At 65.3% G+C, this 15,864-nt stretch carries 18 protein-coding genes; 10 read left to right on the top strand and 8 right to left on the bottom strand.

The genetic code is table 11. The annotated features are described in order from the left end of the window. Positions 1 to 201 precede the first annotated feature (201 nt). Both N2603_RS25425 and N2603_RS25420 read left to right on the top strand, forming a co-directional pair. Positions 202 to 570, top strand: coding sequence for a GFA family protein (locus tag N2603_RS25425; RefSeq protein ID WP_260384289.1), 369 nt, complete (start codon positions 202 to 204; stop codon positions 568 to 570). 97 nt (positions 571 to 667) lie between these two features. Further along, the gene (locus N2603_RS25420; protein WP_260384288.1) at positions 668 to 1,483 is read left to right on the top strand and encodes an SGNH/GDSL hydrolase family protein; all 816 of its coding nucleotides are present in this window, start codon (positions 668 to 670) and stop codon (positions 1,481 to 1,483) included. 113 nt (positions 1,484 to 1,596) lie between these two features. Here N2603_RS25420 and N2603_RS25415 read toward each other — a convergent pair whose 3' ends face one another. Further along, a complete protein-coding gene (locus N2603_RS25415; RefSeq protein ID WP_260384287.1) occupies positions 1,597 to 2,367 on the bottom strand; it encodes an exodeoxyribonuclease III in 771 nt (256 codons plus the stop codon). Between the two features lie 41 nt (positions 2,368 to 2,408). Between N2603_RS25415 and N2603_RS25410 the strand changes: the two genes are divergently transcribed. Beyond that, positions 2,409 to 2,627: a hypothetical protein gene (locus N2603_RS25410; protein WP_018645344.1), complete on the top strand. Its 219-nt coding sequence runs from the start codon at positions 2,409 to 2,411 to the stop codon at positions 2,625 to 2,627. Between the two features lie 160 nt (positions 2,628 to 2,787). On the opposite strand, the gene alr is transcribed toward N2603_RS25410, so the two are convergent. After that, positions 2,788 to 4,062, bottom strand: a complete 1,275-nt coding sequence (gene alr, locus N2603_RS25405) for an alanine racemase (RefSeq protein ID WP_260424252.1) — start codon at positions 4,060 to 4,062, stop codon at positions 2,788 to 2,790. 46 nt (positions 4,063 to 4,108) lie between these two features. Beyond that, positions 4,109 to 5,620 (bottom strand): replicative DNA helicase, encoded by a 1,512-nt coding sequence (locus tag N2603_RS25400; protein ID WP_018645348.1) that lies wholly within the window; start codon positions 5,618 to 5,620, stop codon positions 4,109 to 4,111. Positions 5,621 to 6,167: 547 nt separating this feature from the next. Between N2603_RS25400 and N2603_RS25395 the strand changes: the two genes are divergently transcribed. Further along, a complete protein-coding gene (locus N2603_RS25395; protein ID WP_018645352.1) occupies positions 6,168 to 6,374 on the top strand; it encodes a hypothetical protein in 207 nt (68 codons plus the stop codon). Positions 6,375 to 6,377: 3 nt separating this feature from the next. Here N2603_RS25395 and N2603_RS25390 read toward each other — a convergent pair whose 3' ends face one another. After that, complete coding sequence (locus N2603_RS25390) at positions 6,378 to 7,628, bottom strand: cyclopropane fatty acid synthase (protein ID WP_260384286.1); 1,251 nt, start codon at positions 7,626 to 7,628, stop codon at positions 6,378 to 6,380. A gap of 278 nt (positions 7,629 to 7,906) precedes the next feature. Here N2603_RS25390 and N2603_RS25385 point away from each other — a divergent pair, with 278 nt between their 5' ends. The 3 genes from N2603_RS25385 to N2603_RS25375 all read left to right on the top strand — a co-directional run bounded on the left by N2603_RS25385 (position 7,907) and on the right by N2603_RS25375 (position 10,015). Continuing rightward, the gene (locus N2603_RS25385) at positions 7,907 to 8,833 is read left to right on the top strand and encodes a hypothetical protein (RefSeq protein WP_260384285.1); all 927 of its coding nucleotides are present in this window, start codon (positions 7,907 to 7,909) and stop codon (positions 8,831 to 8,833) included. Positions 8,834 to 8,939: 106 nt separating this feature from the next. After that, on the top strand, positions 8,940 to 9,536 hold the full coding sequence (locus N2603_RS25380; protein WP_260384284.1) for a TetR/AcrR family transcriptional regulator: 597 nt from the start codon (positions 8,940 to 8,942) through the stop codon (positions 9,534 to 9,536). Between the two features lie 11 nt (positions 9,537 to 9,547). Beyond that, positions 9,548 to 10,015 carry a PaaI family thioesterase gene (locus tag N2603_RS25375; protein ID WP_260384283.1) on the top strand — a complete coding sequence of 156 codons (468 nt, stop codon included), beginning with the start codon at positions 9,548 to 9,550 and terminating at the stop codon, positions 10,013 to 10,015. A gap of 135 nt (positions 10,016 to 10,150) precedes the next feature. On the opposite strand, the gene rplI is transcribed toward N2603_RS25375, so the two are convergent. From rplI to rpsF, 4 genes are all read right to left on the bottom strand, one after another. Beyond that, positions 10,151 to 10,750, bottom strand: coding sequence for a 50S ribosomal protein L9 (gene rplI / locus N2603_RS25370; RefSeq protein ID WP_260384282.1), 600 nt, complete (start codon positions 10,748 to 10,750; stop codon positions 10,151 to 10,153). A gap of 47 nt (positions 10,751 to 10,797) precedes the next feature. Next, positions 10,798 to 11,778 (bottom strand): YybS family protein, encoded by a 981-nt coding sequence (locus tag N2603_RS25365; RefSeq protein WP_260384281.1) that lies wholly within the window; start codon positions 11,776 to 11,778, stop codon positions 10,798 to 10,800. 127 nt (positions 11,779 to 11,905) lie between these two features. Beyond that, positions 11,906 to 12,145 carry a 30S ribosomal protein S18 gene (rpsR, locus tag N2603_RS25360; protein ID WP_007592020.1) on the bottom strand — a complete coding sequence of 80 codons (240 nt, stop codon included), beginning with the start codon at positions 12,143 to 12,145 and terminating at the stop codon, positions 11,906 to 11,908. A 5-nt stretch (positions 12,146 to 12,150) separates the two neighbouring features. Continuing rightward, positions 12,151 to 12,648 (bottom strand): 30S ribosomal protein S6, encoded by a 498-nt coding sequence (gene rpsF / locus N2603_RS25355; RefSeq protein ID WP_020607995.1) that lies wholly within the window; start codon positions 12,646 to 12,648, stop codon positions 12,151 to 12,153. Positions 12,649 to 12,988: 340 nt separating this feature from the next. Between rpsF and N2603_RS25350 the strand changes: the two genes are divergently transcribed. The 3 genes from N2603_RS25350 to fabD all read left to right on the top strand — a co-directional run bounded on the left by N2603_RS25350 (position 12,989) and on the right by fabD (position 15,855). Further along, complete coding sequence (locus N2603_RS25350; protein ID WP_260384280.1) at positions 12,989 to 13,693, top strand: TetR/AcrR family transcriptional regulator C-terminal domain-containing protein; 705 nt, start codon at positions 12,989 to 12,991, stop codon at positions 13,691 to 13,693. 3 nt (positions 13,694 to 13,696) lie between these two features. Continuing rightward, positions 13,697 to 14,722: a fatty acid desaturase family protein gene (locus tag N2603_RS25345; RefSeq protein WP_260384279.1), complete on the top strand. Its 1,026-nt coding sequence runs from the start codon at positions 13,697 to 13,699 to the stop codon at positions 14,720 to 14,722. A gap of 173 nt (positions 14,723 to 14,895) precedes the next feature. Next, the gene (gene fabD, locus N2603_RS25340) at positions 14,896 to 15,855 is read left to right on the top strand and encodes an ACP S-malonyltransferase (RefSeq protein WP_018645366.1); all 960 of its coding nucleotides are present in this window, start codon (positions 14,896 to 14,898) and stop codon (positions 15,853 to 15,855) included. Positions 15,856 to 15,864 lie beyond the last annotated feature (9 nt).

The following is a 15,864-nucleotide window of genomic DNA, read 5'->3' as shown; positions in this document are numbered from 1 at the left end:
GAGGTCAAGGGGACAGGGACGCGTGGCTGGGAAGCGGCGAGGCGGCTTCAACAAGGCGCCTGCTAAGGCATTGAATCGCCTAGGGCCGGCTACTGTGCATGGGGTTGTTTTTCGTATTTTGTCGTTCCGCCTTGCTGCTGACAGCATGTTGGCAGCAGCGGCGGGCTACGACCATCTCCTGACAAACGGGGAGAGCGGGTCATGCCGATCGAGGGAAGCTGTCATTGCGGAGAGACTGTGTTCGAGGTGACGGAGGCGCCCTCCAGCGTCACGCGCTGCACCTGCTCGCTCTGCGCCAAGCGCGGGGCGCTGTGGGCCTATTACACGCCGGCGCAGTTTCACCTGCTCTTACCGGCGGACAACGTCGCGACCTATCTCTGGGGAAGCCGCACGGTCAAACATCATTTCTGCGCCAATTGCGGCTGCGGCACCTTTTCGGAATCGCCGGACTGGTCGAGCGGCAAGCCCGATTTCGACAATCCCAAGGTCGCGGTGAACGCGCGCCTGTTCGACGATTTCGATCTCGATGCGGTGCCGGTTAACATGATCGACGGCAAGAATCTGTGGTGAGCGTGAAGGGCGCGCCTCTCTGCTGCGCGCCCGTCCTCTTGAGGCCCGGTTGAAAAGCTGGTTTGTTTCCACCCCTAGAAAAAAGGGGAGGAAACCCATGATGCGTCTTTTTGCGCGAGTGGTGTTTGCAATGTGTCTGGCCGTTGCAGCCGGCTTCAATGCACAGGCGCAGACCAAGCCGAAGGTCACCTCGCTCGGGCCTGACTTCCCCAAGGCCGCGCTGTTCGTCGGCAACAGCTTCTTCTACTACAACAATGGCATGCCCGGGCATCTCACCTTCATGGAGCGAGCCGCCGATGCCGCCAACAAGGCGACCTATCGCAACACCATGGTCACGATCGGCGGCTCCGGCCTCGACTGGCACGACATGGACAATCTGCTGCGGGCGGGCGGCATCGGCGCCTATTCCTTCGACGAGCAGAACGTCGTGATCTTCAACAAGCCGGGCAGGCAGTTCGACGCCGTCGTGATGATGGATTGCAGCCAGTGCCCGATCCATCCGCAATTGAAGGACGCGTTCACGACCTTTGCGAAGAAGGACAGCGAGATCGTCCGCGCCCACAGCATGCGGCCTGTGCTGTTCATGTCCTGGGCCTATGCCGACAAGCCCGAGATGACGGACGGACTGGCCGAGGCCTACACGCTTGCCGGCAATGCCAACGACGCGCTCGTCATTCCCGCCGGTCTCGCCTTCGCGCGTGTGCGCAAGCTTGCGCCCGAGCTCAATCTCTATGCCCCGGACAAGCGGCATCCGAGTCCGGCAGGCACGTATCTTGCGGCGTGCGTGACGTTCGCCGCGCTGAGCGGCCGCACGCCGGTCGGCAATTCCTACAACATGGGCCTCGATGCGGAGACGACGCAGCTCTTGCAGAAGGCGGCGTGGGACACGGTGCAGGAATATTACGGGCGCTGACTTGGCGAGATCTCGTAGGGTGGGCAAAGGCGCACTTGCGCCGTGCCCACCATCTGTCTCCGTAAACCAATTTGGTGGGCACGCTTCGCTTTGCCCACCCTACGGCAGCTCGCTCATTTCAACACCACCCACGCCGGCGCATGATCGCTCGCGCCATCCTCGCCACGGACCCTCTTGTCGACACCGGCTTTCGCAAGGCGCGGCGCGAGGGCGGGACTGAGCAGGAGATGATCGAGCCTGAGGCCCGCATCGCGCGGCCAGCGGTTTCGCTTGTAGTCCCAGAACGTGTAGATGCGCTTCTCCGGATGCAGCGCGCGGATCGCATCGCACCAGCCTTGCTCGATGAGCGAGGCAAAGGCTGCCCGGCTCTTGGGCTGGATCAACGCATCCTTGTCCCACGAGCGCGTCGGGTAGATGTCGATCTCCGTCGGCGCGACGTTGTAGTCGCCGGCGAGCACCACCGGCAGGTCCTGCTTGATGAAGGTCCTTGCGTGGCGCTTGAGGCGTGCGAACCAGTCGAGCTTGTAGTCGAATTTCGGCCCCGGCTGCGGATTGCCGTTGGGCAGGTAGATGCTGGTGACGATGATCCCGCGGACGGCGGCCTCGATGTAACGGGCTTCGTGATCGTCGCGGTCACCCGGCAGCCGATCGCACGTGAGCACCGGCTCCGTGTTGCGCGCGAGGATGGCGACGCCGTTCCACGTTCTTTGTCCACACCACACTGCGCCGTAGCCGGCCTTTTCGATGGCCGCGGCCGGAAATTCGCCATCACTTGCCTTCAACTCCTGAAGCGCGACGACATCGGGCTTTGCCGCGCGCAGCCATGCCAACAGATTGGGCAGGCGGCGGTTGACGTTGTTGATGTTGAATGTCGCGATCTTCATGTAGAGCTACCGGCTCCCGCCTTCCGTCACCCGGAGATACAATGTCCAAGTTGAGCTTTGCCGCTATTGCTTTCGTCGTCGCGTTCTCCGGGGCTACTTCGGCACAGTCAGCCGAAACGCGCGGCGCGTGCAAGGCGGACTACGACAAATTCTGCGCCGGCCTCGCGCCGGGCGGCGGCATCGTCGCCTGTCTCAACGCCAAGCGCGACCAGCTCAGCGCGACCTGCAAGGCAGCGCTGGACAGCAGGAAGAAGAAGTAGACATCGTGTCCCGGACGCGCGGAGCGCGAGCCGGGATCCAGAAGGCGACGCGGTATGCTGCTGAGAGATGGGCGCCGGCTCTGCAGCGCATCGCTGAACCGGACGATGCTTCGCATCGCCGGGGAGCGCTACGCTGCGTCCGGGGCACGAAAGCGTCGCTTTAGCTCGGCAGCGGCGGCGGGCTTGCAGGCTGCTCGATCGGCGGCGAGGGCGGCTGCTCGGCTACCGCCGCCGGAGCCGGCCTTGCCAGCGGCTCGACCACGTTGCCGCCCTTGTAGACGCGGGCATAGCGGTGACCGAGGCTGGTCAGCACCTCGTAGCCGATGGTGCCGAAATGATGCGCGAGCTCGTCGACGGTGATGCCTTCGCCGAGCAGCGTCACCATGTGGCCGCGCCGCACCGCGTTCGGCGGCAGATCGGTGATGTCGATCGCGATCAGGTCCATGGAGACGCGGCCCGCGACGGGGCAGCGTTTGCCCGCGACGATCACCTCGGCGCCGCGGGTGCCGTCGTTGGAGCTGGCGGCGCGGAAATAGCCGTCGGCATAGCCGACCGCGATGATCGCCAGTTTGGTCGGCCGGCGCGCGGTCCAGGTGCCGCCATAGCCGACGCTCTCGCCGCGCTCGACATTGCGGATCTGCACGATGCGCGCCTTGAGGTCGACGACCTGCTGCATCGGATTGTCGGCCTCCGGCGTCGGGTTGACGCCGTAGAGCGCAGCGCCGGGGCGCACCAGGTCGAACTGGAAGGGGGCGCCGAGGAAAATACCGGACGAGTTGGCGAGCGCCGCCGGCACGCCCGAGAATTCGCTGGCGATGGCGCGGAAGGCCGCGAGCTGCTTGGCATTGACGGGGCTGTTGAGCTGCTCGGCCGAGACCAGATGGCTCATGACGAGCGTGATGCCGTGATCGCCGGCGTTGATGCGGGGAATGATGGCCTGCGCTTCCGACAGCGTCAGCCCGAGACGGTTCATGCCGGTGTCGATGTGGATTGCGGCGCCGCCATTCCAGCCGGTGCGGCGGCAGAACACGTCCCATTCGGCGAGCTCGTTGAGATCGCCGATCACCGGCCGGCAGTTGATCTGGGCGTAGTGCTCGCCGGTGTTCTGGAAATAGCCGCCCAGCACGTAGATCGTGGGCTCCGGCACGGCCGCGCGCGCCTTGCGGGCTTCCTCGATGGTGGCGACGAAGAAGGTCTTGCAGCCGGCCTTGCTCAGCGCACGCGACACCTGCTCGGCGCCGCAGCCATAGGCGTCGGCCTTGATCACCGCCGAACATTCGGCCGGCACCGCCGTCTTCTCGAGCTTGCGCCAGTTGGCGATGATCGCGTCGAGATCGACGGTGAGCACGCCGCCGTAAGCAGCGAGCGCGGCAGCCTGATTGGCCTCCGCGGAGAGAAGGCCGGATTGCGGGTTCATTTTCGGGTCGGACGCCATTGTCATGGCGCCGTTTTACGCAAGAGGCGGGTCTGGTTCAAGAAACTCAGTAGTCGTTGCCGCTGCGAGCGGGCAGCTGACTGTCAGGCGCGAGATCGCCGAACCGCGTGACCGAGGCTTCGAACGCCAAATCGACGGTGCCGGTCGGGCCGTGGCGCTGCTTGCCGATGATGACCTCGGCTTTTCCGTGCGCAAGACTCATGTCAAGCTGCCACTTCTCGTGTTCAGGCGTGCCTGGGCGGGGCTCCTTCATCGCGAGGTAATATTCCTCGCGGTAAACGAACAGCACGACGTCGGCGTCTTGCTCGATTGAGCCGGATTCGCGCAAGTCGGAGAGCTGCGGCCGCTTGTCGTCGCGGGATTCGACCTGGCGTGAGAGCTGGGACAGCGCGATCACGGGAACGTTGAGCTCCTTGGCGAGCGCCTTCAGGCTGGTCGTGATCTCCGTGATTTCCTGCACGCGGCTGTCGCTGGCGCGCTTGCCTGAACCTGACAGCAGCTGGATGTAGTCGATCACGAGCAGATCGAGGCCCTTCTGGCGCTTGAGTCGGCGCGCGCGCGCCATCAGCTGTGCGATCGACAGGCCGCCGGTGGCGTCGACATAGAACGGCAGCGATTGCAGCTCGATCGAGACCTCCCGGATCTTGTCAAAATCGGCTTCCGAGATGCCGCCGCGGCGGATGTGGGAGGAGGGAATGCCGGTACGCTCGGCCACGATACGCGTGGCGAGCTGGTCGGCCGACATTTCGCAGGAGAAGAAGCCGATCACGCCGCCATTGGCGGCCTTCATGGTGCCGTCGGCCTGGAGTTCGCCGACATAGGCCTTGGCGACGTTGTAGGCGATGTTGGTCGCCAGCGACGTCTTGCCCATGCCCGGGCGACCCGCCACGATGATGAGGTCGGAGTGCTGCAGGCCGCCCATCTTGGTGTCGAGGTCGCGCATGCCCGTCGAGATGCCGGACAGCTTTCCGTCGCGCTGGAACGCCTTTGCAGCGAGATCGACGGCGACCGCCAACGCCTGCGAGAATTTCTGGAAGCCGCCGTCATAGCGGCCGGACTCGGCGAGTTCGTAGAGCTTTCGCTCGGCGTCCTCGATCTGTGCCCGTGGCTGGAAATCGACCGGGGCGTCGTACGCGACATTGACCATGTCCTCGCCGATGCCGATCAGGTCGCGCCTGAGCGACAGGTCGTAGACGGTGCGACCGTAGTCCTGGGCGTTGATGATGGTGGTCGCTTCGGCCGCGAGCCGTGCCAGATATTGCCCGATGGTCATGCCGCCGACATCGGTATCGGCGGGCAGGAAGGTCTTCAGCGTCACGGGTGTGGCGATCTTGCCCATCCGGATCAGGCTGCTGGCGGTCTCGAAGATGGTCTGGTGCAGCGGCTCGAAGAAATGCTTCGCCTCCAGGAAGTCGGAGACGCGGTAGAAGGCATCGTTGTTGACCAGGATCGCGCCCAGAAGGCTCTGTTCCGCCTCGATATTGTGCGGCGCGCTCCGGTAGGCGGGAGTTCCCGGCTCGGGCGCGAGTTTGAGAACGTTCGAATCAGTCAGGGCCATGGTCGGACGTGCTTAGCAATTTTCTTGGGCAGATGCGGGGCCCGGGATAAAGCGCCGCCTCAAGCCAAAGCGGAAGCGAAAGCTGTCCGCTATCAACCGCTCAGTTAAAATGGTGGATGATTAGCAGCCGCAGCACGCGCCGCGCTTGACGGATTTTGGCGGAACTCGCCCGTCCCAAAGGCAGCCGCCCCTGGTCATGGAAAAATCCTGAAATCATGAACCTTATGGATTAGCGCGCAGACCTATCTGGAAGCGCGCGAAATGACGCGCACTGGCCGCTTTCGGCTCGGCTTCAGACCAGCAGGAGGTAGACCAGCGCAACAAGCGCCGCCCCAACGCCCGTGGCGATCAGGGCGTAATCGGTGCGGAGGTCGTCCTGCACGTCAAATGAGGTTTGGGTCTCTTTGCTCATGGCGACGGTCTAAGCCGGACCCGACCAGACTTATGTGAAGCAGATCACATCTCCCCGGAATCTTTCGGGGTAGGGCCGGAACAGGCAGGCGGGCAGGGGATTGTCCCAACCCGCGACGGGAAGACGAGGCGAGCGATGCGGCCAGAACGGCAGCAGCAGATTTGGCGGAGCGAGGCAGGCAGCCGACTGTGGCTGTCCGGGCTGATTGCGGCCATGCAGCACGCCGAGCGCCCCGAAGTGCGTCGCCAGCCGATCGCACCGGAGATCCTGGACGAAGTGCGGGCGCAATTGGCGTTAACGGCCTCTTTCCGCGCGTCCCCGATATCGACGCTGCGTCATTAGAACCTATTCACCTGCGAGCTTCAGCCTTGTCCTGGCGCCGCCTTCGATGGCGCGCAGGCGGGATTCATTGCGTGCGATGTAGTCACGGGTGATCGGCACCACGCCCTGACGCTTGGTGAGCTGGATCTGGAAGTTCATCATGGCCTGCTTACGGAACGTCATCTCGCAGGCCGCCAGATAAAATTCCCACATCAGCGCGAAGCGCTCGTCGTAGAGCTGAACGGCCTCCTCGCGCCGGGCCATGAAGCGCTCGCGCCAGGCTTTCAGCGTCTCGGCATAATGCAGGCGCAGAATCTCGATGTCGCAGACCAGAAGGCCCGCACGCTCGATCGCCGGCAGTACCTCCGACAGCGCGGGGATGTAGCCGCCGGGGAAGATGTATTTGGCAATCCAGGGATTGGTCGAATCCGGCCCTTGCGAACGGCCGATCGAGTGCAGCACCATGACACCGTCCTCGTTCAGGAGTTCGGCGCAGCGCTGGAAGTAGGCGTCGTAGAACCTCGCCCCGACATGCTCGAACATGCCGACCGAGACGATGCGGTCAAATGGCCCATCGATGTCGCGATAGTCCTGGAGCAGGAATCGGGCCGATCCGGTCAGGCCCTTTTCGGCCGCACGCGCATTGGCGATCTGCAGCTGCTCGGTCGACAGCGTGACGCCGGTGACGTCGGCACCCGCGATCTCGGCGAGATAGAGCCCGAGCCCGCCCCAGCCCGAGCCGACGTCGAGCACGCGCTGGCCGCGCTTGATGAGCAGCTTTGCTGCGATGTGGCGCTTCTTGGCAAGCTGTGCATCGTCGAGCGTCGCGTCCTGCGTCTCGAAATAAGCGCAGCTATATTGCTTGTCGGCGTCGAGGAAGAGCGAATAGAGCCGGGCGTCGAGATCATAGTGATGGGCGACATTGGCGCGGGAACGCGAGCGCGGATTGAATTGTTTCAGGTGCCGCGTCAGGTAGCGCAGGTGCCACCAGGGCTTTGCCCACTGCGGCAATAGGTCGGGTTGATTGAGCAGGATCGCGAGGGCATCAGCTATGGTACCGCGTTCGACCACGAACTCCCCGTCCATATAGGCCTCGCCAAGCCCGAGCTCGGGATTGACGAGGATCTTCCGCTCCGCCTCCGGGGTGACGAAGCGCACCGCGACCGGCTCGCCAGAGCCGTCGCCGACAGTGAACTTCGACCCCGCCGGCGTGGTCACCGTCAAAGACCCGCGGCGGATGAATTGAGACAAGAATCGACGCAACAAACGGTCCATCGACACCTTCCTCTCGAGCGAACCCGAAGAGATGCGACTAAGCCGGTCTTCACATCTGACGCTCAGGTCCCGCTCGGGTTCCTATGCGTTTGCATCTAAATTTAGGGGCGGTGTTCCGAACCCGCTATTGCGTTGTGTTCAATGCGGATATTCGAAAAGCGCTTAACCACACCCTTGCGCGGGCAGCCTGCTTCCATTCGCGGCTCAATCCGCTAAAAGGTGACCCGCCGGCGCCGCCGGATTGCCGGCTGTGCGGAAAATCAATGGAGATGATGGGAATGTCGAGCCGAGCGCTTAGCCTCGCGACGGTATTGCTTCTGATCGGCTTCGGCGCGACCGATGCCGTCCTTGCGCAGGCGACGAACCTCGAGGCCGGCAAGACCCCGTCCCAGCTCTTCGCGCAGACCTGCAATGCTTGCCACAAGAGCCCGCGCGGGCTGTTGAAGTCCGTGGCGCCGGGCTCGCTGCCGGGCTTCCTGCGCCAGCACTACACCACGAGCCCGGACATGGCGGGCGTCCTCGCCTCCTATCTCGTCTCCAACGGTGCTACCGACACCCGCTACCAGGCCAAGGACGGCAAGAAGGACGGCGCCAAGGAGAAGGAAGCCGCCACGGCTCCAGGCCAGACGCCCGAACATCAGGGCCGCCGTCAGCGCTTCCAGGAGGCCGTCAAGCCGGAGGGCGAGGGCGCAACTCCACCCGCTGAAGGGCGCCAGAAGCGCGCCGCGCGGCCGGCCGAGGAGGGTGCCAGGCCCGAGAGCCAGCCCGCGCCAGAGGGGCGCAAGGCTAAGCGTCGCGGTAAGCCTGGGACCGATGACGCAGCGAAGGTCGATGCCGCTGCGCCGGCCACTGAAGACAAGAAGAGCGAGCCAAAGGCGGAAGCCAAGCCCGAGACTGCGAAGGTGGACTCCGGTGAAGCCAAGTCCGACAGCAAGTCCGACAGCAAGCCCGCCGAGGCCAAGCCTGATACCGCCAAGGTCGAGCCGCGCGATCCGGTGCCGCAGGTGACTCCGGCTCCGCCGGCCGCCGCAAAGCCCGCCGAGCCGGCCGCGCCCAAGGCGGCGGAAGAGGCGGCTCCCAAGCCGGCTGCGCCTGCCGCAAGCTCCGAACCGGCGGCCAGGCCGCAGGAGCCGGCGCCCGCGACCGCTGTGGCCCCGCCGGCGGCGGAATCCTCCGGCCCGCCGACCCCGCCGATCTCGCGGTAAGCCCCACATCCTGCGATCAACTTGCGAAGGCCGCGTCATCGCGGCCTTCGCGTCGTCTTGACCGCAATTAGAGCAATACTCTAGAGTGCTGCTCCAGGAGGCGTCGATGACGGCCAGCGTGCGTGACGATCTGTTGGCGGCGGGGCTCGCCGTGTTCGATCGCGTCGGTTTTGACGGCGCGACGGTGGCGGCGATCCGCAGCAAAGCGCGCGCCTCCAACGGCAGCTTCTTTCACGCGTTCAGCTCGAAGAAGGAGCTGGCCGGCGCGCTGTTCCTCGAGGTGCTCAGGCGCTATCACGCCGCGGTGCTGGCGGCGCTCGACCCTGTTCCCGATGCCGAGCAGGGCATCGATCGCCTGATCCGCGCGCACCTCGACTGGGTCGTCACCAGCCGGCGCGAGGCGCGCTATCTCTTCGAGATCTCGCGCAGCGAATGGGGCGAGGATGTCCGCGATGCCCAGCGCGCGCAGAATGCGCGGCTGGCCGAGGGCATCGAGCGCTGGCGTGCGCCGCTGGTTGCAAATGGCGAGCTGCTGCCGATGACGCCGGTGATGTTCGTCAGCCAGTTGATCGGCCCGGCGCAGATTTTTTGCCGTGCCTTTCTGTCGGGGCGTGAGCGCGCCGATCCGCGCAGCGAAGCCGACACGCTGATTGCCTGCGCCAACCGCGCGCTGCGTCCGTTCGATCGCATCAACAAGCAATAAGGAGAGGCCTCATGCGAACCGAAGCAGATCCCGACTTTGAGCCGATCGCCGCGCGCATCCACGCCAATGTCGGCCGGCAGGGCTTTATGAACCTGGTGGGTGCCGAGCTGTCGGATCTGTCGCGCGGCAGCTGCACCATCGCGGTGGAGCGGCGGCCGGAGCTGTTGCAGCAGCATGGCTTCTTCCACGGCGGCGTCACCGCCTTCCTGGTCGACAATGCCACGACGATCGCGGCGGCCACCTCGCGTGGCCAGCCGGCGCTGACGGCGGAATACAAACTCAATTTGTTGTCGCCCGCGGTCGGCGACAAGCTGATCTGCCGCGCCCGGGTGATCAAGCCGGGCCGCCAGGTCTCGGTGGTCGCCGCCGACGTGTTCTGCGTCAGCGACGGCGTGGAGAAGCATACGGCAACCGCACTCGCCTCGATCGCGATGCTGAGCGAGGACGTCGGCGCCAACACGAAAAGCCCGGCCGCCTGAGGCGACCGGGCTGATCTAGATCTCGTCATTCCGGGGCGATGCGAAGCATCGAACTATGGTGCGCAATTGCGCACCTGAGAATCTCGAGATTCCGGGTTCGGTCCTGCGGACCGCCCCGGAATGACGGTATTCGGCTTACTTCTCTTCCGCAGCCGGGGTCGGCTCGACCTCGTCGTGCTGGGCTTCCGGATCGAAGAACTCGCCAGCGGCGGCGATCGCCTCGGCGGCCGCGTCGCGGTCCTCGTTGCGGGTCGAGATGTCCTCGCCGCGGTTGATGCGCTCGGCCTCGTCCTGGCTGCGGGCAACCGTGACGGTGACCTCGACCTCGACCTCGGGGTGAACGGCGACGGTGATGCTGTGCTTGCCGATGGTCTTGATCGGCGCGTCGAGCTGCACCTGCGGACGGGCGAGCGACACGCCGTCGGCTTCGAACGCGACGACGACGTCACGCACCGTGACCGAGCCGAACAGCTGGCCGGCTTCGGAGGCCTGACGGATCACGATGATGTTCTTGCCTTCGATCTTCTCGGCGACCTTGGACGCTTCGGCCTTGGAGGCGAGGTTGCGCGCCTCGAGATCGGCCTTCATGCCGTCATACTTGGCACGGTTGTCGGCGGTGGCGCGCAGCGCCTTGCCGCGCTTGAGCAGGAAATTGCGGGCATAGCCGTCGCGAACCTTCACGACTTCGCCCATCTGGCCGAGCTTGTTGACGCGTTCCAGCAAAATGACTTCCATATTCGTTCTCCTTTGAAGTGCTCTTGGTTTCAGTTTCAGGGTTGGACTTAAGGGGTTGGCAGCGGCGGCGGTTGCCGGTTGCGCAGGAAGCGCTCGCGGAAGCCGAACACGGCGTCCGCAAGACCGAGGATCACCATCGCGATGACGGGCCACCCGAACACGACCACGACGGCATAGGTCGAGCCGAGCCAGAAGGTGCGGCTCTTCAGCGCCAGCGTCAGCGTATGCAGCACGGCAAAGCCGGTGAGCGCATAGCCCATCATCAGCGCCGCCGTGGCGATCTGCGCGACGATCGCGAGCAGCCCGCCGGTGAAGCAGAAGGCGAGCGCGATGCAGAGCGCCACCAGCGTCATCGGCGGCAACTCGGCGGTCTTCAGATCCGGCCAGGGACGGCGCAGCCGGCCCGATGTCGCCGTCACCTTGGCGCTGAGCCAGAGGTTGAGGGTGAGCGTCATCATCGCGACGATGGTCGCCGCGGCCGGCGCGATGCGCACCAGCGCGTCGACGAACTGGCTGGCTTCGGCGGAGGTCTGCGGATCAGTGGTGCGGAGGATGCGCATCAGGCCGCGCTGCAATGTGCCGGTGATGGTCTCGGCGTCGGTGCCGAGCGTGAGCAGGGCCGCGATCGTGGTCAGCGTGGCGAAGCCGGCGATCCACAGCAGCAGACGTCCAACCGGATACCACTCGAGCTCGGGCTCGGCCGGCGGCTCGGTGGCGGAAGCGTCTGGCGCGACGGGGCCGATCTGCCGGCTGAGCAGAACGAGATGCCCGAGCCACCAGGCCGGCAGCGCGACGGTGACGGCGAAAGCGATGCAGTAGGGCAGGCCGAACAGGGCGCCGAGGCCGATTGCAGCCGTGATGCCGCCAAGGCTCGCGCAGAGCGGTCCCCAGCCGATCGAGGCGACCATCAGAGGCAGCGGTGCGAGATAGAACAGGACGAGCGAGATCAGCGCGCCCGAGACGATCGAGGCGAACATCAGGGCCGACGCAGCGCCGGCGATCAGGGCTATCAGTCCAAAGGCCATCATCAGCTGTCCCGCTCCCTTCGAGCGGTTAGAGGCGTTTCGCCCCAACCATCGGCAACCGGACGCCCCGGAAGCCTTATGAAACTAGGTAGCGCGACCGGCGGCGATGACGCCGCCGGTCGAATTCGTCTTAGCGAATGACGTAGGGCAGCAGGCCCAGGAACCGCGCGCGCTTGATGGCGCGGGCGAGCTCACGCTGCTTCTTCGCGGACACCGCAGTGATGCGGCTCGGCACGATCTTGCCGCGCTCGGACACGTAGCGCATCAAGAGCTTGGAGTCCTTGTAGTCGATCTTCGGAGCATTGGCGCCCGTGAAGGGGCAGCTCTTGCGACGACGGAAAAACGGACGGCGTGCACCAGCTTCAGCCATTGATCTTACTCCCCATCCGTCGTGGTTTCAGCTTCTTCGCGCGGACGACGCGGACCGCGATCACCGCGGAAGCCACCGTCGCGATCGCCGCCACGGAAACCACCCTCGCGGTCACCACGGAAGCCGCCTTCACGCTCGCCGCGGAAGCCGCCGCCACGGTCGTCACGCTCGCGATCACGGTCGGCCTTGCGCATCATCGCGGACGGGCCTTCCTCGAGCTCCTCGACGCGGACGCTGAGATAGCGGATCACGTCTTCGCTGATGCGCTCCTGGCGCTCGATTTCGGCGATCGCCGCGGACGGCGCGTCGATGTTGAGCAGCACGAAGTGCGCCTTGCGGTTCTTGTTCATGCGGTAGGTGAGGGAGCGTACACCCCAGTTCTCGGTCTTGGTGACCTTGCCGCCGAGACCCTCGACGATGCCGGTCATCTGCGCAGTCAGCTCTTCGACCTGCTGCGGGCTCGCGTCCTGACGCGCGAGAAAAACATGCTCGTAGAGAGCCATGGTGGTCCTTTCCTCATGTTGGCCCATCGCCCGGCGTCAAGCCCTTAAGAGGCCTTCGGAAAGGACTCTGGGATGAAGCTCAGAAGGCGGAAACACGGGACGACGGGCCGACTGGCCCTGCCACACCAAAATCACGAATGATTTGCTGAGACCGTCCGTTCAGCTCCCGGCCGGGGTCTGCGGATGCGCGCCTTATACGGATTTTGGCCGGCTTTGCAAGGTTCGGGGCCAGGTTTCGGCCCGGGTCGCCGGTGCCGGACCGGGGGCGGTCCTCTTTTACCACACTCGGCTTGATCTATTTGTTTGTATAGCGTACAAATAACTAGAATGAGAGAGCCCCATGGCAGAAAAGTCGGTCCATGAGCCGTTTGAGGCGGCTGGCGATCCCAAGCATGCGGCGCGTGCCACCCGTTCGGCCGGCCGCAAGATGCGTTCACTGCTGCTGGATGCGGCAAGCCCGCTGTTCCGGGAGCGGGGATTGTCGGGCGCCTCGATCACCGACATCGCGGCCGCCGCGAACGCATTCCCGAGCCAGATCACCTATTATTTCCGCACCAAGGAGGCGCTGTTCGTCGAATGCGCCTGCCGCGACCTCCTGTACCTGGCCCGTGCGACCGAGCAGGCTGCGCTGAAGGCGCGCACGCCGCGCGAGTACACCCATGCGCTGGCGAAAACGGTGACGGCGAGTGATTCGGTCGCCTTCTTCGCGGAGGCGCTCACCCTGACACGTCGGCGCCAGGATCTGGCGCCGCTGGTCGAGCGCACCATCGAGCGCCTGCACACCGAGGGCGCGCGGGCCTATGCGAGCCAGGTGGCACGCCACGGCTGGCGCTCCTTACGCGCGCCCGACGAAAGCTCGCGGCGGTTCTGGGCCGTCGCGATCGGCGTCATTCTCGAAGGCTACGCCATGGGCCGCTCGCCGGACGAGCTCTGTGCCGAGATGCTGCGCGTGCTTGGTGAGCAGGCGAAGTCTACCGGCGAGGCCGCGCGGCTGCGCCTCGTCGACGACCGCGACGCATCGACCCCTTCGGACGAGGAGAGCTAGGCCATGACCGCGCTTCGCATGCGTGCCCGTGATTTCCTGACCGACGATCAACTGGCCGACGTGCGCCAGCGCGTGACCTGGAAGGGCGTCGCGCTCATCGTGCACGCCTGGGCGCTGATCATCGGCGCGATCGCGCTGGTCGCGTGGTGGCCCAATCCGCTGACCTATATCCTCGCCGTTGCCATCATCGGCTCGCGCCAGCTGGGCCTTGCGATCCTCATGCATGATGGCGCCCACGGTTGCCTGTCCGCCGACGAGAACACCAATCTGACGCTGAGCCAATGGTTCTGCGCCTATCCCATCTTCGCAGAGACGCGCGCCTATCGCCGCTATCATCTGCAGCATCACGCGCGCACCCAGCAGGAGGACGATCCCGATCTCGTGTTGTCCGCGCCGTTTCCGATCACGCAGTTGAGCTACCGCCGCAAGTTCATTCGCGACATCACGGGCCAGACTGGCTACCAGCAGCGCAAGGCGCAACTGCTCAACGCGCTTGGCCCGAAGGTCTGGCCGTGGCCGCAGCGTCTTTCGCATTTCTGGGACAAGCTCGGTCCGCAATGCATCGTCAATGCCGTGATGTTCGCTGGCCTCGCGGCGGCCGGCGTGTGGTGGGCCTATCCGCTGCTATGGCTGGTGCCGCTGCTCACCTGGATGATGGTCATCACCCGCATCCGCAACATCGCCGAGCATGCCGTCGTGCCCGATAGCAGCGATCCGCTGCGCAACACCCGCACCACGCATGCCAATTTTCTCGAGCGGCTGTTCATCGCGCCGTATTACGTGAACTACCACCTCGAGCATCATCTGTTGTTCTATGTGCCCTGCTATAATTTGCCGAAGGTGCATCGGCTGCTCAGCGAGAGCCGCCATGCCGGGCGCATGGAGGTGCAACCGAACTATGCCGCCGTGCTGCGGCTCGCGACGGCCAAGCCGAACCGCGACGACCGGCCGGGGCAATTGGCGAGCAGCGCGCGGCGGGCGCGGGCCGGTGCCGAGGTCGGTGCCGATCAGAAGGCGGGCGGGTTTTGAGGGACCGCCTTCGCGGTTGAATGCCCGTCGAACTTCCCTTCTTGGCTTGACATTCCAGCCTCGGACGGTGTCTACGGCCCCCTTTGGAGCATGATCGGGAACCAAGGCTTGGGCCGGACGTAGTCGGCTGCCGGCTCTCGATACAACGGCTCAAGCGATCCAGGGGAGCGCCGATGACGGCAGCATTCACATTTCCGGGGCAGGGGTCCCAGGCCGTCGGTATGGGCAAGGCCCTGGCCGACGCCTTTCCGGCGGCACGCGCCGTGTTCGACGAGGTCGATGCCGCGCTTGGGGAGAAGCTGACGGCCACCATCTGGGATGGCCCGGCCGAGACCCTCCAGCTCACCGAGAACGCCCAGCCGGCGCTGATGGCGGTTTCTATCGCCACGCTGCGCGTGCTGGAAAGTGAAGCCGGTTTTTCCGTGGGGCGGGACGCCGCCTTCGTCGCCGGCCACTCGCTCGGCGAATATTCGGCGCTGGCCGCGGCCGGCAGCCTGACCATCTCGGACACCGCGCGGTTGCTTCGCACCCGCGGTCTCGCAATGCAAAAAGCCGTGCCGGTCGGCGCCGGTGCGATGGCCGCGCTGCTCGGCCTCGACTACGAGGCCGCCATGGAGGTCGCGGGGGAGGCGGCGCAGGGCCAGGTCTGCCAGGCCGCCAATGACAATGGCGGCGGGCAGGTGGTGGTCTCCGGCGACAAGGCGGCGGTCGATCGCGCCGTCGAGATCGCCAAGACCAAGGGCGCCAAGCGCGCCATGCTGCTGCCGGTGTCCGCGCCGTTCCATTGCAAATTGATGCAGCCTGCCGCCGACGCGATGGCCGAGGCGCTCGCGAAGGTCACGATCAAGGCGCCGGGCGCGCCGCTGGTGTCGAACGTGCTGGCGAGCGCCATCACCGATCCGGACGAGATTCGCCGCCGCCTGGTCGAGCAGGTCACCGGCACGGTGCGCTGGCGCGAGTCGGTTGCCTATATGGCAGGGCAGGGCGTGACCCGTTTCTTCGAGATCGGCGCGGGCAAGGTGCTGACGGGACTCGTCAAGCGTATCGCCGACGGTGCCGTCGGCGTCGCCGTGGGCGGACCGAACGACATTGCCGCCGCCAAGGATGCATTGGCCGCTGCGAAGCAGGCCTGAAGGAGTTTA

Source organism: Bradyrhizobium huanghuaihaiense, assembly GCF_025200885.1.
Lineage (GTDB): Bacteria > Pseudomonadota > Alphaproteobacteria > Rhizobiales > Xanthobacteraceae > Bradyrhizobium > Bradyrhizobium huanghuaihaiense.
The sequence above is the reverse complement of the archived record's forward strand: the minus strand, read 5'-3'. Positions and strand labels throughout refer to the sequence as shown.